We start from the raw sequence: 17086 nt of genomic DNA on the forward strand, positions 1-17086 counted from the left end.
AGTCTTTATCCTTGAGAGTCTCCTTGATCCATGCCCCATGCTGGTGTAGATAAGGTATGATAAAACGGCGGATTTGCCGCCTGAGTCGTTTCGTTCGAGGATTATGTTTCATGACCAACTCTCTTCCCGCAGTCACCGTCGATCAGGAAAGCCCAGGGCACTGGCGCGCCGTGCATGAACCATCGGGACGTATCACCGAAGGTACGAACGAGGACGAGGTCCTGGCCGCCATGAAAGAGCTTTTGGGCATGGATGCAACGGGTCGTAGCCTGGAGCCTTTCACGTCTGATCGTTTTGAAGGAATCGCCCAGGAGATTGCAATTTATCTGGAAGGTCCTGTGTCCGATATGCTGGCGCTGCATTCCGGTTATGCACGGCTCGAAGCCTATCAGGACGGCATTGCCCAGGTCAGGCTCGGTGGTGGATGTGAGGGTTGTCCCTCGTCCAGACTGACCTTGATGAACGGCGTCAAGCGCGATCTGCAAGATAAATTTGGTGAAGACGTCTTGCTGGATGTATTTCCAGTATTAGACTAGAGGCTGGTGATCCAAACGAGGGACAGGAACCATGGCACTTTTTGATGGCATCAAGGAATATTTCGCATCCCGTAAAACCAAGCGTATTGATCGCGCCGGCAAGTTGGTACGCAATGCCAAAGCCATTCGGGAAGATCGCTGGGCTGCCCTGGAATATCTGGCCAGGGAAGTGAAGGAGCCTGATCAGGCTGTTCCTCTGCTTCTGCACCGCTTTGAATACAGTCTGGAGCACGGTATCAACGATACCCGTGAGAAGGAACTGGCTCAGGAAGGCGTTGCCCGCTTCGGTGAAGCCGCTCTTCCCTTCCTGCAGGACTGGTTGAAGAAAACCACTCGGATTGCCTGGCCCATCAAATGCCTCAAAGCCCTTGGCAAAGAGTCGCTGGTTGTCGAATCCCTGAAAGCGGCCTTGGATTATAACGATGTGGCGTTTGATCAGGGAGCCGTGGATAAAAATTACGACATCCTCTGCTACCTGCGTGAATACCAGGTGCCGGATTCTGTGGATCAGATTGCTCACTTCTTGAACGATCCTGATGAGCGCGTGCGCTTCGCAGCTGCGGAATTTTTGATCGCGCAGAAAACCGACGCCATCAAACCGAAGATCACAAAATTCCTGAAAGACGATTCGTCGGAAAACCGCCGCGTCCGTCAGGCTGTCATTCAAGCCTACGTGGATCGCAACTGGACCGTGGATAATCCCCAGGAATTTGCCGACGGTTATGTTGCCGATGGCGTTCGCGTGAACTCCCGCGGCATGCTCGAAATTCGCGCCTAATCAGGGGGCGCGGCCTTGTCCTCGCGCGCATAGATTCCAATGCGAATCCCGCCCGGATCCTCCACGCAGTAGAGCTGACCGTAACCCGGCATGGGGCGTGGGCCCCAGACCTGCTTGCCGCCCAACTGCTCGACCTTTTCCAAAATTCCGGGCAGATCACCATCCACTTCAAAATAAGGCACCACGCCCGAACTATAAGGGTGATGTTCCTGCGGCAGATGACCGACGATGCTGATGCCGAAGCGGCAATCGTCCGGCACGGCCAGCACGGTGTATTCATGAATCGCGATCGGAACCGCAGGCCAGCCGAAGATTTCAGCAAAGAAGTCGATCGAGGCCCGAATATTTTCCGAATGCAGCTCCAGCTGGCAAAGACGGTGCGGATGGATCATGATGAACTCACAACACGACGTGGAATGGCTGGATTCAATTGCGTGACGATTTCATAATGAATGGTGTCGGCCCACTCCCCGATGTGCGCGGCTTCGATATGCTCAGGGCCATCGCTGCCGATCAGCGTCACAGGCTCGCCGGTCTTCACATGCGAGACATGGGAGATGTCGACCATCATCATATTCATACAGATGCGGCCCACGATCGGGCAGCGCTGACCGTGAATCAGCACATGACCGCGATTGCTGGCGAGCCGCGGATAGCCTTCATAGTAACCCACGGGCAGGACGGCAATGGTCATGTCGCGCAGAGCTTTATAGGTACAGCCGTAGCCAATGAACTGGCCGGCGTGCACGCCTTTGACGATGGCCACTTCCGTTTTCCAACTCAAAACCGGCTCCAGATCGACGAGCTTGCCGAAGCTTTGCAGAAAGGACAGCTGCGTCGCGCGACTGGGCCAAAGGCCGTAAATTGAAATACCGACCCGCACAAGATCGAAGCGGCTGGCCTGCATGATCAGAGCCGAGGAACTCGCGGCTATGTGGGAAAGCAGCTGAAAGCCGGCCGCGCGGAACTGATGCACGACGCTGGTGAAGGCATCCATCTGTTGATTGGCATAGGTCTGTTCCAAAACGTCCTCGACGTTCGAGAAGTGACTGCAGATGCCCACGAGTTTTTCCTTGTGAGGTGAAAGACGTGCGATCAAGGACGTAGCCTGATCCGGAAGAAAACCCTGGCGGGACATGCCGGTATCAATCTTAAGGTGGCCGCGGGGTTTTTGGGCGGCGGGAGTTTGAATCCACTCCTGGAGTGTGCTTTCCTCGCCCAGGAAAATATCAGCGTCCAGCTCAAAGGCTTCCGCGCAGGCTTTGGGATGAATGGGTCCCACGACGAGGATGCGATTTTTATAGCCGAGCTGCCTCAGCGTGGCCGCTTCGCTTAAGTAATTCACGCCGAACCATTCGGGCTGCGTGCTCGCGAGTATATCGTAAGTTTCCTTGAGGCCATGGCCGTAAGCGTTGGACTTGACCACCGGCACCATGATGGCTGTGCCGGCGAGTTTGTGGAAGACTGCGATGTTACGTTTCAGAGCGGCGGCATTGAGTTCGATCCAGCAGCGCACAGACTTTCCTTTGCATCAGGTCCCAAGCAGCTGCAAAGGTTTCACATCGCGACTGGCCTCAGGACGAAGTTCCAGGTCATACGCGTAGCTTACCTTTTTCAGCGGTGAATTGCACGGTTCGGCACTCTGCAGCTGGAGGATGCCAACGGCCAATCCGGCCTCATTGGGACGGCTGACCAAACCCAGATCGCGATTGCAGGTGCTCAGTGTGAAAATTTCCAAATTCGCGCGACCGCTGACAGTTTTCGTTTCATTCCAGCGAAAGCTTGTGGGGCGCACCAGAGTAAGGTCCTCCTGGGGACTCTGTCTCAGGCCCTGGGCCACCTTGGGGCTTGGCACCGTGAGGCCGGGCTCAAAGGCCGTCCAGATTTTTTTCGGAACATCATCGGAGCAGCTCATGTCAGGGTAATGAGCGACCAGCATGGAAACCTGAAGTTTATTCTTGTCGTTCTGCTGGACGAGTCCGATGGGAGCCTCGTTACAGCGGCGCAGATAGTAAACTTCGTAGCGTTTGGTCAGGGGTTCGACGGCATTGGTGCTCAGGAGCTGAACAGGAACGCGGCGCAGCGTATAGTCGGGGCTTTTTTCAGCCGTGGGCGTCTGCATCAGCTGGAAGCTGCCGAGCTGGGCTGTATCAAGGCCAGCCAGGGAATAAACCTGGGTGGTGCGGTTACAGGCTGAGGGGCGCGTCGTGCTGCTTTCCAGGATCCCAAAGCGCATTCCGGTGGCTTCCGGCATGACGAAGAGGGCGCGAGCCTCGCCGCACTGCGAGGTATAGACGGCATGACCCGTGGCCATGAGATCTTGTTTGGAATTGCGCGTGAAATGCAGATTTTGAATCGGAGCCGCAGCGAGGATCAAAGGCTCCTGACTAGGATTCATGGGCGTGATGCCGGCATAGTTGGCTGCGTTAATCAGCGGGAGCGTGGTCTCCTGCATTCCGAGCAATCCCATGCATCGTGCGTGATAGCGACGCAGCACAATGGCCACCTTGAGCTCATTGCCTGACTCGACCCGATAAGCAAAGCCGGCGAACTCGGCACCGCAGGGCTCAAGGTAAGCAACTTTAACGGTTCCATCGAGATCCGCTTGAATGCGAACAGGTTCCAGTTCCAGGGCATAGGGAGCAGCATCCAACGATGCGAAGCGCGTTTGTAACATGCTGAAAAATATCACAAAATACGCCAGTGCTCTTACCATGGTGGCACACTCCAATGTCGTTTTGGCTATGTTTAGTAGCTTTTTTGACTTATTTCAAGTGGAAAATGATGGGCCTCAGGGTTTTCAGAGAACTTGCCATGCCTTAGGGGTTCTGATACAGTCTCGCGGCTGTCTCAACGTAAAGCGCCTCTTCCAGGGCGCATTATTCAAAATGTGTGAGTCGTGGGGCAGTTGCTATTAAGGAGTAAATAATGAAACGCACTTTTCAACCGAGCAATCTGAAACGTAAACGTACTCACGGTTTCCGTGCCCGTATGGAATCCCCTGGTGGACGTGAAGTTCTGCGTCGTCGCCGCGCCAAAGGCCGCAAACGCCTCGTTCCAACGATCTATCAAAAGTAACCTGACGCTCCAGAGAAATTCATGCTGGAGTTTTCAAAACAGCAAAGACTGCTGCGCCGAGCCGAGTTTACCAGGACGATGGATGCTGGCACCAAAGTGGTGACCCCGCATCTGGTCTTGATCGGTCGACGCAATGATGAGACTTTGTCGAAAATCGGCTTTATCGTGTCGAAGAAAGTCGGGAGTGCTGTCATCAGAAACCTGGTGAAGCGGCGCCTCCGCGAAATCTATCGGACACGGCTGCACAAACCTGAGGGTCTCGACCTTGTCGTGATCGCACGTGGTTTGGCGGCGGAAGCTGACTTTGACGAGGTCGCGCGTTCTTTTCATTCGGCACTGGACCGTTTGCAGAATCGACTGCAGCGTCCGGCGGGTGGAAAGATGCTGAGTCCCGTTCAGCCGCTGTCTTGATTGATGCCAGCCCCCTGCTTTTATCTTTTCACGCCACATCGGGGAGCGTTGTGCATGATTGGGCGTATCTTCATCGTGCCCATCAGAATCTACCAGATTTGCCTGGCGCCGCTCCTGGGACCACGCTGCCGGTTTTATCCGAGCTGCTCCCGCTACGCCGTTGCTTGTCTGGAAAAGGACCCCTTTTCCGTAGCCATCAAGAAAATCTGTTGTCGCATACTTAAGTGTCATCCGTGGCACCCAGGAGGAGTGGACCTTCCATGAATTGGGATAAGAAGTCTATTGTCGCTGTGTTTATCTGTACGCTTCTGTTTATGGGTTACATGACCTATCTGCAGAGCAAGTATCCCGACTTTTACGCGGGCAATCGCGGTGAGGTAGTCGAAGAACCTGTGCCGGCTCCAACGCCGACGACACCTGCACCGAACGCAGCGGCGCCTGCGACTCCGGCAGCATCGACTCCGGAAGCGGCTGCTGCACTGGCTCCGGCTCAAGTTGCGGCGCTGACTCCCCAGGAGCTGACCTTCGACACCAAGACCCGGGTGATTCGTTTCGATCAGAACCTTGGCGCTGTCAGCAGCATTCAGTTGAAGGATTACGCTCAGGATCAAAAATCCGGCTACCAGGTGGAAATGCTCGACAGTCCGCTGGTGGTGCAGGGCACGACCAACATTCAGGATAAACTCGGAAACAAAGGTTTCGCCGCGAAACGTGAAGGCAATACCATCACCTTCAGTCGCGCGGAAAATAACTGGGCCATCGAGCAGATCTTCACCATTCCCGATGATGGCTATGGTATGCAGGTGAAGGTGAATTTCAAGAACACGGCCGCGGTTCCCCAGGAACTTTCCGGTGGCGCTCTGATCCAGGAAAACGTGGCTCAGCCTCCCAAGGCCGGCGGTTTTTTTGGTGGACTTTTCGGAGGCAATCCCGCCAGCGCCACGAGTTATGTGTACAGCCTGAACGGCAAGACGCATGACATGCTGGTTCATGACCTTTGCAAGGAAGATGCGGATCCCACGGCTTTCAACCTGAGCGGCGAGAAGCTTGATTACATCGGAATCGATCGTCACTACTTCCTTTCGTTCTTGTGGGCGAAAGGTCAGCCGATGAATTATCTCTTGCAGCGCTCAGCGGAAGCCAATGCCCTTTTCTGCCCGACCACGATCCTGGCCTGGCAGAAATTCGGTCTGGTCGATGCAGGATCCACGGTTTCCGTCGACCTCACGGGATATTTCGGACCAAAGCAAAGGGACATTCTCGCGGCGCACGATCCTGCGCTCACACACAGCATCAAACTCGGCTGGTTTTCGTTTTTTGCGCATCCGCTTATGGCCGTTCTGAAGGAATTGCATAAACTTCTTCACAACTGGGGCCTTGCGATTATTGTCATCACCATTCTGCTCAAGATTTTGTTTTATCCATTGACAAAGTCGGCCGCCGTATCGATGAAAAAAATGCAGAAGCTGCAGCCGCAGATGACGGCTATCCGTGAAAAGTTCAAGGATGACCCGCAACGTCAGCAACGGGAACTGATGGCATTCATGTCACAGAATAAGGTGAACCCATTTAAAGGTTGTTTGCCGATCCTGCCTCAGATTCCGGTCTTCATTGCCTTCTATAACCTGCTGTCACAGACTATCGAGCTGCGGCACGCGCCTTTCTTCGGCTGGATAACGGATCTGGCGTCTCGCGATCCTTATTACATCACCCCCATCCTGCTGGCCGTGGGTATGTTTTTGCAACAAAAATTGACTCCCAACCCCGGTATGGATAAGAATCAAGAAAAGATCATGTTAATGATGCCAGTAATTTTCGGCGTGATGATGCTGTCGCTGCCAGCGGGTATGGTACTGTATATGATCACCAATACAATGGTATCGATCATTCAGCAGCAGTGGCTCAATAGGAAGTTGGCCAAGCAGTTTAGTTGAGCCGAGAGGGGCGGATGCGGCCCGGAGCAGCGTACCACCGCTGTCCGGGGCCCAACACAGAGGAGTACTCGATGCAGAATAAGGGCAATGAAGTTCGCGTGACTGCAAAAACCTTGGATCAAGCTCTTTCCGAGGCCGCGACTCGTTTGCAAGTGGACCAGAATCAACTCGATTACAGAGTGGTATCGCAGGGAAGCGGGGGCCTTTTCTCCTTTCTTGCCAAAAAAATAGAGATCGCCGCCTGGAAGAAGGATCTCGACATCGACGAGCTGATGACCGACGACGGTCAGGAAAGCGAAGGCGAAGTGGAAGCCTTGAGCCCGGAGGAAGTCGATGCTCTGAAGCGCGATCTGCAAAAATTCTGTCAGGATATTTGCAGCGCCATCAGCAATAAGCCCGTGACGGTGAAAGCGGAACTCGATGGCAACCGCCTGATCCTTGATTGTGATGATGAATACCTTGCTGGTCAGATGATGAAGAACAGCAAGCTGGCCGAAGCCCTGGAACATATCCTGCGCAAAAAACCCCGGCATATCAAACGCGAACTGCCTTTCCGCATTTTCGTGGACGTGCAGGGCGTGCGCCGCAAGCGTGAGACTGATCTGGTGGAGCTGGCTCGTGATCTTTCCGAGAAAGTGCACGAAAACAAGCGCCCTATCGTTTTGAATTACAAAAGCTCGTATGATCGCAAGATCATTCATATGGCTCTGGATAAAGACGATCGCGTCTATACGAAATCCATCGGTACGGGTCCCAACCGCAAGTTGATGATCCTGCCGATTCGCAAAAAAGATGAACCCGAGTATGGTGATGAACGCTAACGATCCGAAAAGGTCAGAAACATCGTCGCCAACTGCAAGCCCGGCATCTGCCGGGCTTCGCTTTGTGGGCGAACCGATCGCTGCACTGGCCACCACCCCTGGTGCTTCAGCCGTTGCCTTGATCCGCATGAGCGGTGAGGGCTGTCTTCCCCTTCTGGAAAAACTTCTGCGCCGTCGTGCGAAAGCCGCCCCTGCGCCTCGTATGATGATGATGGCTCACTTCATGGATCCTGAGCAGCAAACCGTGGTGGATGAGCTGATGACCGCGGTCTTTCATGGTCCGGCATCGTTTACCGGCGAGGACTCGGCGGAGCTTTACTGTCACGGCGGGCCTTACATTGTGGGCCGCATTCTCAAGATCCTCTATAGCCATGGTTTCCGTCCGGCGGAACCTGGGGAATTCACGCGCCGCGCCTTCCTTCACGGAAAAATGGACCTGAGTTCGGCGGAAGGCATCAAGCAGCTGGTCGAAGCCCAGACGGAGCAGCAGTGGCTCGCGGCGCGGCAGCTGGCGACCGGACGTTTCGCGCGCACGATTGAAGACCTGAGGGCGAGCCTTGTGGAATCCATGGCCTATCTCGCAGCGCGCATTGATTTTCCGGATGAGGGCGATACGCAGGACGTGGACCTTTCCATGGTGCATGAACGCGTGGAAAAAGTCATGAAGCGCATTCAAAAGCTCGAAGAGAGTTACGGCAGTGGGCGCGTGGCCGCGCAGGGCCTGATGGTGACCATTTTGGGCCGACCGAATATGGGCAAATCCACGCTGATGAATACGCTGCTGGGAAAAGAGCGGGCGATCGTTACGGAACATGCCGGCACCACCCGCGATTACCTGGAAGAGCCTTGTCGTATCAAAGGCCGCTTGATTCGTTTGGTGGATACCGCTGGTGTGCGTGATGCCAAGGATGCGGTCGAGAAGGTGGGTATCGCCCGCGGACTTGAGCTGGCCCAGGAGTCGGATCTTATTCTTCTTTTGAATGCAGCCGATGCCGGGCCCGAAGATCGTGCGGAAACCGACCGTTTGGAGTCAGAGCTGGGCCAGGAGCGCTGTGTGCGCGTTCTCACGAAATCCGACCTTGGCGTTCCCGCGTGGGCCAACAATTATGTGACCATTTCCTGCAAGGCCGAACGGGGACTTGAACAACTGGAACAAGAGATTGTAAAAAGAGTTGACGGTTTTGTGGGAAAACTCAGCGAAGAACCCTTCGTGAGTTCCGCTCGTCATCTTGCTGCATTGCAAACCGCCAAGGCGGATCTTATCGCGTATTTTACTGCCGAGGAGGCGGGCCATTACGATGAGCTTTTGGCCTTTGAGCTGCAAAATGCGGCCCGGGCCTTGAGCAGTATCCTTGGCACCATTGATGTCGAGGACGTATTGGATAAAATCTTTCGAGATTTTTGCGTCGGGAAATAAAACGACCTTATGCTTTCCGGCCAAAAATAGCTTAGACTTCAATGGGCTCTCCCCATACAATTGAGGAGAGTCGAGATTTTCCGCAAAAAAGTCGAAAACGTAAAAGGCGTCGGGCACGCGTGCAGTCGACCTTTCTCGAAACGCGGGGCCCAGAATCGCCAATCATAAGGGGGAGACCATGGGCTTTGAAGCTTTCTTTCAGGCGCTCCAGGAACGGCGATTTCCCCTGGATTTTCCGGGGCATTTTATCGGTGGCGAATGGAGCCTCGACTCCAAGTCTGAGGTATTACAGGGATCTTTCAATCCCTCCCGCGGTGACGCCATCGTCAAAGTCTTAGTCAGCAAGAAAATTGTGGAATCCGCTATAGACGCGGCAGATTTAGCTCAGAAGGAGCTGTCCGCCCTGCCTATGGAAAAGCGCGTCGAGTATCTGAAACGCCTCAGGCAGGTGATTACGGACTACCAGAGCCTGATCGTGGATGCTCTTTGCATTGAGGCCGGGAAACCGCGCTGGGAGGCCCAGGCCGACTTTCATAGTGCCTGCCAGCAGCTGGATGCGGTTTTGGCGGAAAGCGGCCGGATTCGCGAATCGCTGCTCGGCCCTGTGCAGCTGGCCTGGCCGGATACCGAGTTCAACCTGCAGTCCAACGGCATAACCGTTGCGTTCCTGCCCTTCTCCACACCCCTTGCCACCTTTGTGCAGAGCTTTGCCGGAGCCATGATCGCAGGTTCACCCCTGCTCGCCATGCCTTCATCCCATGCTGTGCTGTCGGGCGTGCTCTTTGGTTGTGTGGTGAATCAGCTGGAACTGCCCAGGGGTGCGGTGAACCTTGTCTTCGGTAACTACCAGACCTTTGTGAAGACCTTGCAGGATAAGAGAATCCAGGCAGTGATCTATTCGGGATCACGGGAACATTGTGATACGATTCGTCGTGATTACATGGGACAGATTACGCGGGCACTGCTGCTGCAGTCAGGTGGCAAGAACGCGGTGATTATCGACAGCGAAGCGGACATCAAAGAATCCGTGCGCTGCGTGATGTATGGCGTGATCAAGAACGCTGGTCAGCTGAATACCTCGACCAGTCGGGTTTATATTCATGAATCCCAGATCGAGGAATTCAAAAAGGAAATGGTTCGTGCGGTGCGGGCGCTCAAGATCGGTCCAACCGATGGGACGGACAATCCCCACCTCGGTCCTCTTTATGCACAGAAGGCCGTGGATAAGTTCCTTCGCTATCAGACCATGGCAAAGCGCGAAGCTTCCGATACCTGGGTCTGGGGCAAGGTCTACAATGCGGGCACTGCGGGCTATTTTGTAACGCCGGGCGTGCATTTCTTTGCTGATATGGATTCGAGCAGTTCCTATCAAAGCAATGTGCTGATGTGCCCGGACGTGGCGATCTATGCCTATCGTGACGTCGATCAGGCCATTCAGGCTGCCAATAATACAGATGCATCGCTTGTCACTTCGCTGATCGGTCCGGTTGATCGCACCAAGCCCTGGGTCAGTCAGCTTCGGGCGCCGAATGTGCTTCTGAATCTGCCGACTGTCGGGATGGATGTGAACCTGCCGGTCGCGGGCCGCAAGCTTTGTGGTGATTACCGCCTCAATGGCTTAGGTATTGCTTACCTGCTCGCCTATCCACAAGCGTGTCAGTCCAGTGCGCGTGAGTTGTCAGAATTTGCCGCCTGGCCGCAATTAGACTGATTGAGCCGGGCATCCTTTTGTGCTTCTATGGCTTTGTGTGCGTTGAGCACCGATCCAACGAAGCGCAAAAGAGGTGCCCCCTTGCAAGACAATATTCAGAGACTCGCTCAATATTGGTCCACTTCCCAGGTTTTCGACGAAAAGACCCGCACGGAAATCGCCGGGCTACTCCAAAGCAACAATGAAAAAGAACTTACCGAACGGTTCTACCGGGATCTGGAGTTTGGTACAGGCGGGATGCGTGGCATCCTCGGTGCCGGCACGGCTCGGATGAACATTTATAACGTCCGCAAGGCGACTCAGGCTTTTGCGGATGAGCTGAATGCCTTTTTCAAGGGGCCCGAGCAGAAGGCGATTGCGATTTCCTATGACTCGCGGCATTTCTCGCGCGAGTTTGCGGAAGCCACGGCCGGTGTAATGGCGGCCAATGGCATTCATGCTTATATCACAAAGGAACTGCGGCCGACGCCGATGCTTTCCTTTATGGTTCGCCATTATAAATGCAAGGGTGGCGTTTGCGTGACGGCCAGCCACAACCCGCCTGAATACAATGGTTACAAAGTTTACTGGGAAACTGGCGGGCAGATCGTGCCACCGCATGATGAAGCGGTGATTCGGCGCTATTCGGCCCTTACGAATTATGAATCCATTCGCTTCATGCCCTTTGCGGAAGGTGTGAAAAAGGGTTTGATTCATGAGGTCGGCGCGGAATTCGATGAAATTTACTTCAAGGAAGTCGATAAGCTTTCCGTTCGCAAAGAGGGACGGGAAGGCTTCAAGATCGTTTATTCGCCTTTGCATGGAACAGGCGCGTATCCCGTGACCGAAGCTTTGAAACGTTGGGGCTTCAAGGATGTGACCGTGGTGCCCGAGCAAGCGAAACCGGATGGCAACTTTCCCACCGTGAAGTATCCGAATCCGGAAGAGCCTGAAGCGATGCATATGGCCATTGAACTTGGCAAGAAGCTGAAGGCCGATCTTGTTTTGGGGACGGACCCGGATACGGACCGTATCGGTATCGTCGTGCGGGAAGGCGATGATTATCGGGTGTTCAACGGCAATCAGATCGGTTCGCTCCTGGTTGATTTTTATCTGTCCGGTATGAAGGATTCCGGTCGTATGCCGGCCAATCCTTTGGTGATCAAAACGATCGTGACCACCGATCAGCAGGCGGATATCGCGCATTATTATGGTGCGACCTGTGAAGAGACCCTGACGGGATTCAAATGGATTTGCCAGCTGGTGGATGATATCGAAAAGGGCCGCAGCAAGCCCTATCGCCAGTATGTGTGCGGCGGCGAAGAGAGCTACGGGTTCCTTGCCGGAACTTTCGTGCGGGATAAGGATGCCGTGAGCGCGTGCTGTATCGCGGCCGAGATGGTGTCCTATTATAAATCCAAGGGTAAAACCCTGAGCATGGTGCTCGATGAACTCTATCTGCGCCATGGTGTTTATCTGGAGTCGCTCGCGACTCTGACCCTGCCTGGAAAAGAGGGTGCCGATCGCATTCGGCAGATGATGGAACGGCTGCGTTCGGATCCGCCGCGTGAGATCGCGGGTTCGGAAGTTCGCATCCTTCGTGATGTGGACGCGCAAAAGGAGATCAGCTTTGAGAAGGGCAAGGCCACGACCAAGGTTTACGATCAGCCGCGTTCCAACGTTCTGCAGTTTGTGCTGGCGGATGGCTCCAAAGTCAGCGCCCGACCTTCGGGTACCGAGCCCAAGATCAAATTTTATTTCTCGGTTCATGAAAATCTGAGCAAGACCGCATCGCCGGCTGAGCTATCATCAGCCAAGGCCGGTTGTGCCAAACGTTTGACGGAGCTTGAAGCTGCGTTCAACGCGATGGCCCGGTCCTGAGGCGGCGGACTCTTACGGCAAGGCTCAAGTTTTTTCGTTTTTTTCCGATAGGCCCCAAATCGAAAGCCGGGACCCCGCCTCGGGTTCCTGGCGAGCCCTATCCCTCGTCCGCGTTAGCCATGGTACAATAAGCAGGTGACACGCGTTTGGTCGCGCCCTGCTTCAGCAGGCATCAGGCGTCTGATCGCGCCCCGCCTGTGTGGTTTTGCGTCGCGGATAAGAAATAGTGCCCAGCCCTCGCGGCTTTGCGTCCCTGACAAGGAAGGCCTTCATGAAAAAACTTTTGCTTGGAATCGGTTTACTCTGTGCGGCAACCCACGCATCGGCCGATTATAGAAAAGCCACCGAAGGCCGCGATGTGGTGATGAACAAGCTCTACCCGAAGTCCGAACGCTTTGAGCTCGGGCTCCCCGCGGTTGGTTTTGTGATGAACCAGTCCTATGTGAATACCTTCCTCCTTGGGGCGGACGCCTCGTATTTTTTGAATGAAACCCTTGGTTTTTCCTTTGTCGTGAATACTGGCGTGAATCAGGACAAGGCCGAGCGGACCTGTATCGAGAACTTCTATTACGACCCCAGCAATGAAGTGGGCGTGGCCTGCGGGAATGATAACCTGAAGGCGGCGGATAAGAATAACGACCAGTTTCCGCGCTTTGGACCCGCTTATGTGCCCATTCGCGAGATCCAGCAGATCCTGATGGCGAATGCGATCTGGACGCCGGTTTATGGCAAGCAGCTTTTCAGTTTGGGCGGGACGACGAGTTATTTCGATCTATTCCTGGAGCTGGGCGTGGGGTTGGCCCAGTCGAAGTTTTATAAAAAGCAGGAGGTTCTCAAGAACGGGAAACGGCCGCGTGGAGTTTATATCGATCCGACGGATCCGGCTAACGATCCGGTGAAAGCGGCTGAGAATAATAATCAGATCGGGGCGCTGCCGGATACTCCGCAATTTTACGGGAAGGCTGGTCGGCCTACGGCTCGGGATGACAGCAACCCGCTTTTGAATTTAGGTTTGGGTCAGAAGTTTCACTTTGGTCGGATGTTTCATGTGAAGATCTATGTGCGGAACATGACTTTGCTGGCGACTGACCAGGGTTTTGAAAACCTGTTTGCGCTTTACGGTGGGATTGGGTTTCGCTTCTGATGTTTCGTGATTCGAAAATTTATGCGCACAATTTTTGAATGATGGATGCCCTGGCAATCTTAAATTGCTGGGGCAAGTTATGAGAGTGATGGTCTTCCTTTGCCCGCCTTTATCTCCCGGTGACCTGAACCCGATAAAACATTTATCTTCTTAAAAATCTGCAACAAATAGAGAGAACACTGATGAAAAGACTCCTATCAGGTGTGCTGGGCATTTTTTTGTCAACTCAGGGTTATGCAGGTGATTTCAGCCGCCTCTATGTTTTTGGGGACAGTCTGTCCGATGCTGGTAACCTGCATATTGCACTTTTGCAGCAGGGAATCGGCGGCCTGCCGGGAGAATATTCCAAGAGCTTTTATCCCATTCCCCTCGGACGGGCGAGCAATGGTCCCGTCGCGATGGAGTATGTGGCGAATCAGCTGGGATTGCAGGCGCTGCCTTCTTTTTTAGGGGGAACGAATTATGCGTTTATCGGAGCCAAGGCTCAGATGGATCATGATGCCTTTCCTTTTGATTTCCCGGCTCAGGTTTATGCTTTAGCTGGGAAGCTGCAGGCGAGTGGAGCGGGGCTGCAGGAAAGTGATCTGGTAACGGTGATGATCGGGGCGAATGATATTCGTTCGGCGATTGAGACTGTTGCGGTTACTCAGAATATGGCAGATGCCGAACAGCAGATTGATCAGGCGATTGCCTCGGTGCGGCAGCAGCTGGGTTTCCTGCGGAGTCTGGGAGCCAGGAATTGGCTGCTGGTGAATGCACCGGAGCTGGAGGCTTCACCTTATATTCAGGAACTCATGGCTCAGATCCATCCTTCAGCGAAAAAGCAGGTCAAGGAGCTGACGAAACGTTTTAATACTCAGTTTGAAAAACTTGTGCGTGAACTCGAACTGCAGGGTTCCGGTCAGGTGAGATTCTTCGATATCTATCACGAGGCGCATGTGATCCAGGCCACGTCCTTTGCTGCAGGTTTTACCAATCGGACGGATACCTGCTGGTCCCAGGCTGATGGTTATGTCAACGGATGTTCAGTCGCTGCTTCGTTTGATTACTTCTATTTCGACAACTTTCATCCCAGCACGCGCATCCATAAGCAGGTTGCTGATCGTATTCTGGAAGCACTACAGTAAAGTATGAGGTTCAGGATTCCCGCTTCAGTCTTTCATTAGGCTTGAGTCGGGGATCCTTTCGTCCTTTCACGTGTAGGTGCAGACCTTCATCGTCAATAAATCCTTATTTTCCCGGCAAAGAATGCTTTTCACCTGGACGCGCAAAGTCGGCTCCGCGAAAATTCGCGAACGATTTTGCCAACGGCATATGTTCAGGGAGCAAAAGAAAAATGTCGATTTTATACATAGGCGATCGAATTCCGAATGTGCTGATCGAGTATGATGGAGAGCGGCGACCTTTGCATGATTTGCTGGGACAGCCTCTTCTTCTGGTCTTTCCATCGTCGGGCTGGGATCCTTTTCGCAGGGAAGCGCTGGAGTCTTATCAGGATATCCTTGTGGAGATTTTTGGACCCGATGCGCGGCTGCTCACGCTGCAATCGAAGGGGCTTTCGTGCGACCTGGAAGACCGCGCGGGACATCTGCATTTTCCCATAGTCACCGAAAAGCGGGCTCATAGTCTTCTTACGAAGGCATTTGGTGTTGAAGGCAAGGAAGCGATTTTTGTGGTGGATGCTGACGGCGTCATCCGTTGGCGTTATCTGAACCATCCCGGTGTCTCACCGACGCCTGAGTTTCTGACCTCATCTCTTGCGTTTTTGAAGAAAGCCGAGAATCAAAACCAGACCTCTTCATTCCTGGATCTGAATCGTCGGCATTTTGTCTTGACCGGTTTGGCCCTGGCAAGTCTCGCGGCTTTGGGTTGGAATGATTCGGGGTTCAGCCAGAATGCAGGCAATTCCCCCGCTCAGGAGCCAGGACCTGCGATCGGGACGCCGATGAAGCTGCAGGTCAACGGCGTTGTTCATAGTTTGAATTTGGATCTGCGCGTGACGCTGCTGGATGCTTTGCGCAATCATTTGAATCTGACGGGATCGAAGAAAGGCTGTGATCATGGACAGTGCGGCGCCTGCACGGTTCTCGTGGATGGGCGGCGCATCAATTCCTGTTTGACCCTGGCCGTCATGAATCAGGGTCGTCGGATCACCAGCATTGAAGGCCTGGCTCAGGGGGAGACTCTGCACCCTATCCAGGAAGCCTTCATCAAGCATGACGGTTTTCAATGCGGCTACTGCACTTCGGGCCAGATCATGGCAGCGGCCGGCTTGCTGCAGGAACGCTGTGGGCCGGAGGACGCGGATGTTCGGGAGGCCATGAGCGGGAATCTTTGCCGCTGTGGATGCTACACGAACATTGTCGCTGCGATTCAGGATGTGCGGACAGGAGGCGGAAAGCATGCAAGCCTTTAAATATTTCCAGCCCAAGGATGTACAGGGCGCCATGGATCTTATGCGTGCGCATGAAAAAGCCATGTTCATTGCCGGTGGAACCAACCTTCTTGATCTTATGAAACTTCACGTGGCGGAGCCCGAGGTCTTGATTGATATCAATGCTTTGCCTCTTAGGACCATGCAGATGCGGAACAAGAGGTTTTTCATCGGGGCCTTGGCTTTGAATAGTGATGTCGCCCAGAATGAAACCGTGCAGCGTAACTATCCGCTCCTGGCCGAAGCGCTTTTGGCCGGAGCGTCTCCGCAGCTTCGCAATATGGCGACGGTGGGCGGGAATCTTCTGCAAAAGACCCGCTGTGTTTACTTCAATGATCCGACGTTTGCCTGCAACAAAAGAAATCCCGGATCGGGTTGTTCCGCCCTGGAGGGATGGACGCGACAGCATGCTGTCCTGGGAACAAGCCCCCATTGCATTGCCACACATCCTTCGGATATGGCCGTGGCGTTGAACGCATTGGACGGTGAAGTTGTGATTCAAGGTCCGACGCAGGAGCGACGCATACCGATTCGCAGTTTTCATCTGGAACCGGGTGATACGCCGCAGAAGGAGACGGTCTTGAATCGCGATGAACTGATTCTGGGGGTCGAGCTTGCGGAGCCTCTGAAAGGACAGACCTCGCGCTATGTGAAGGTCCGTGATCGCAGTTCCTATGCTTTTGCCCTCGTATCCGCGGCCACCGTCCTTGTCATGGACGGGTCGACGATTCGCGAGAGTCGTGTGGCTCTGGGAGGAGTGGCGACGCGCCCCTGGCCTGCAAGCTCGGCGGAAGCGATTCTGAAGGGAGGGCGTGCTGAGGATGCTGTCTTTCAGAAAGCGGCCGATGCCGCCATGCAGGGCGCTGTGCCTCGGAAGATGAATGCTTTTAAAATAGATCTGGCCAAGCGAGCCCTGCGTCGGGCGCTGCAGGAAGCCAGTTCGGGCCAGCGTTGGGGGTGAA

Annotated in this window: 17 protein-coding genes; 14 read left to right on the forward strand and 3 right to left on the reverse strand. The window is 54.2% G+C overall.

Annotated elements, in window-relative coordinates; translation table 11 throughout:
* Positions 1–110 precede the first annotated feature (110 nt).
* Both VFO10_RS29170 and VFO10_RS29175 read left to right on the forward strand, forming a co-directional pair.
* Entirely contained in the window at positions 111–536 is a 426-nt protein-coding gene (locus VFO10_RS29170; RefSeq protein ID WP_325145556.1) for a NifU family protein, read from the forward strand.
* Positions 537–567: 31 nt separating this feature from the next.
* Positions 568–1314 (forward strand): HEAT repeat domain-containing protein, encoded by a 747-nt coding sequence (locus VFO10_RS29175; RefSeq protein WP_325145557.1) that lies wholly within the window; start codon positions 568–570, stop codon positions 1312–1314.
* Here the strand turns inward: VFO10_RS29175 and VFO10_RS29180 are convergent.
* Genes VFO10_RS29180 through VFO10_RS29190 form a run of 3 tightly spaced genes read right to left on the reverse strand, consistent with a single transcriptional unit; the run spans position 1311 to position 4030 of the window.
* Positions 1311–1706, reverse strand: a complete 396-nt coding sequence (locus tag VFO10_RS29180) for a hypothetical protein (protein ID WP_325145558.1) — start codon at positions 1704–1706, stop codon at positions 1311–1313. The two genes, VFO10_RS29175 and VFO10_RS29180, sit on opposite strands and share 4 nt — an antisense overlap.
* Entirely contained in the window at positions 1703–2830 is a 1128-nt protein-coding gene (gene alr / locus VFO10_RS29185; protein ID WP_325145559.1) for an alanine racemase, read from the reverse strand. Before alr ends, VFO10_RS29180 begins: the two co-directional genes overlap by 4 nt.
* 15 nt (positions 2831–2845) lie before the next feature.
* A complete protein-coding gene (locus VFO10_RS29190; RefSeq protein ID WP_325145560.1) occupies positions 2846–4030 on the reverse strand; it encodes a hypothetical protein in 1185 nt (394 codons plus the stop codon).
* A 212-nt stretch (positions 4031–4242) separates the two neighbouring features.
* On the opposite strand from VFO10_RS29190, the gene rpmH reads away from it, so the two are divergent.
* The 12 genes from rpmH to VFO10_RS29245 all read left to right on the forward strand — a co-directional run bounded on the left by rpmH (position 4243) and on the right by VFO10_RS29245 (position 17085).
* A complete protein-coding gene (gene rpmH, locus VFO10_RS29195) occupies positions 4243–4392 on the forward strand; it encodes a 50S ribosomal protein L34 (RefSeq protein ID WP_141730911.1) in 150 nt (49 codons plus the stop codon).
* A gap of 21 nt (positions 4393–4413) precedes the next feature.
* Positions 4414–4803: a ribonuclease P protein component gene (rnpA, locus tag VFO10_RS29200; RefSeq protein ID WP_325145561.1), complete on the forward strand. Its 390-nt coding sequence runs from the start codon at positions 4414–4416 to the stop codon at positions 4801–4803.
* A 54-nt stretch (positions 4804–4857) separates the two neighbouring features.
* Positions 4858–5067 (forward strand): membrane protein insertion efficiency factor YidD, encoded by a 210-nt coding sequence (gene yidD, locus VFO10_RS31355; RefSeq protein ID WP_141730913.1) that lies wholly within the window; start codon positions 4858–4860, stop codon positions 5065–5067.
* Positions 5064–6737: a membrane protein insertase YidC gene (gene yidC, locus VFO10_RS29205; protein WP_325145562.1), complete on the forward strand. Its 1674-nt coding sequence runs from the start codon at positions 5064–5066 to the stop codon at positions 6735–6737. Before yidD ends, yidC begins: the two co-directional genes overlap by 4 nt.
* 71 nt (positions 6738–6808) lie before the next feature.
* Positions 6809–7558: a R3H domain-containing nucleic acid-binding protein gene (locus VFO10_RS29210; protein WP_325145563.1), complete on the forward strand. Its 750-nt coding sequence runs from the start codon at positions 6809–6811 to the stop codon at positions 7556–7558.
* Positions 7548–8975, forward strand: coding sequence for a tRNA uridine-5-carboxymethylaminomethyl(34) synthesis GTPase MnmE (mnmE, locus tag VFO10_RS29215; protein ID WP_325145564.1), 1428 nt, complete (start codon positions 7548–7550; stop codon positions 8973–8975). The genes VFO10_RS29210 and mnmE overlap by 11 nt, the downstream gene beginning before the upstream one ends.
* A 178-nt stretch (positions 8976–9153) precedes the next feature.
* Positions 9154–10686 (forward strand): aldehyde dehydrogenase family protein, encoded by a 1533-nt coding sequence (locus VFO10_RS29220; protein ID WP_325145565.1) that lies wholly within the window; start codon positions 9154–9156, stop codon positions 10684–10686.
* Between the two features lie 81 nt (positions 10687–10767).
* Entirely contained in the window at positions 10768–12546 is a 1779-nt protein-coding gene (locus tag VFO10_RS29225; RefSeq protein WP_325145566.1) for a phospho-sugar mutase, read from the forward strand.
* 271 nt (positions 12547–12817) lie between these two features.
* Positions 12818–13690 (forward strand): outer membrane beta-barrel domain-containing protein, encoded by an 873-nt coding sequence (locus tag VFO10_RS29230; RefSeq protein WP_325145567.1) that lies wholly within the window; start codon positions 12818–12820, stop codon positions 13688–13690.
* A 182-nt stretch (positions 13691–13872) separates the two neighbouring features.
* A complete protein-coding gene (locus VFO10_RS29235) occupies positions 13873–14817 on the forward strand; it encodes an SGNH/GDSL hydrolase family protein (protein WP_325145568.1) in 945 nt (314 codons plus the stop codon).
* 638 nt (positions 14818–15455) lie between these two features.
* On the forward strand, positions 15456–16106 hold the full coding sequence (locus VFO10_RS31360; protein ID WP_414697047.1) for a (2Fe-2S)-binding protein: 651 nt from the start codon (positions 15456–15458) through the stop codon (positions 16104–16106).
* A complete protein-coding gene (locus VFO10_RS29245; RefSeq protein WP_325145570.1) occupies positions 16093–17085 on the forward strand; it encodes a xanthine dehydrogenase family protein subunit M in 993 nt (330 codons plus the stop codon). The genes VFO10_RS31360 and VFO10_RS29245 overlap by 14 nt, the downstream gene beginning before the upstream one ends.
* Position 17086: the final 1 nt, after the last annotated feature.

It is taken from the genome of Oligoflexus sp., from assembly GCF_035712445.1.
Lineage (GTDB): Bacteria > Bdellovibrionota_B > Oligoflexia > Oligoflexales > Oligoflexaceae > Oligoflexus.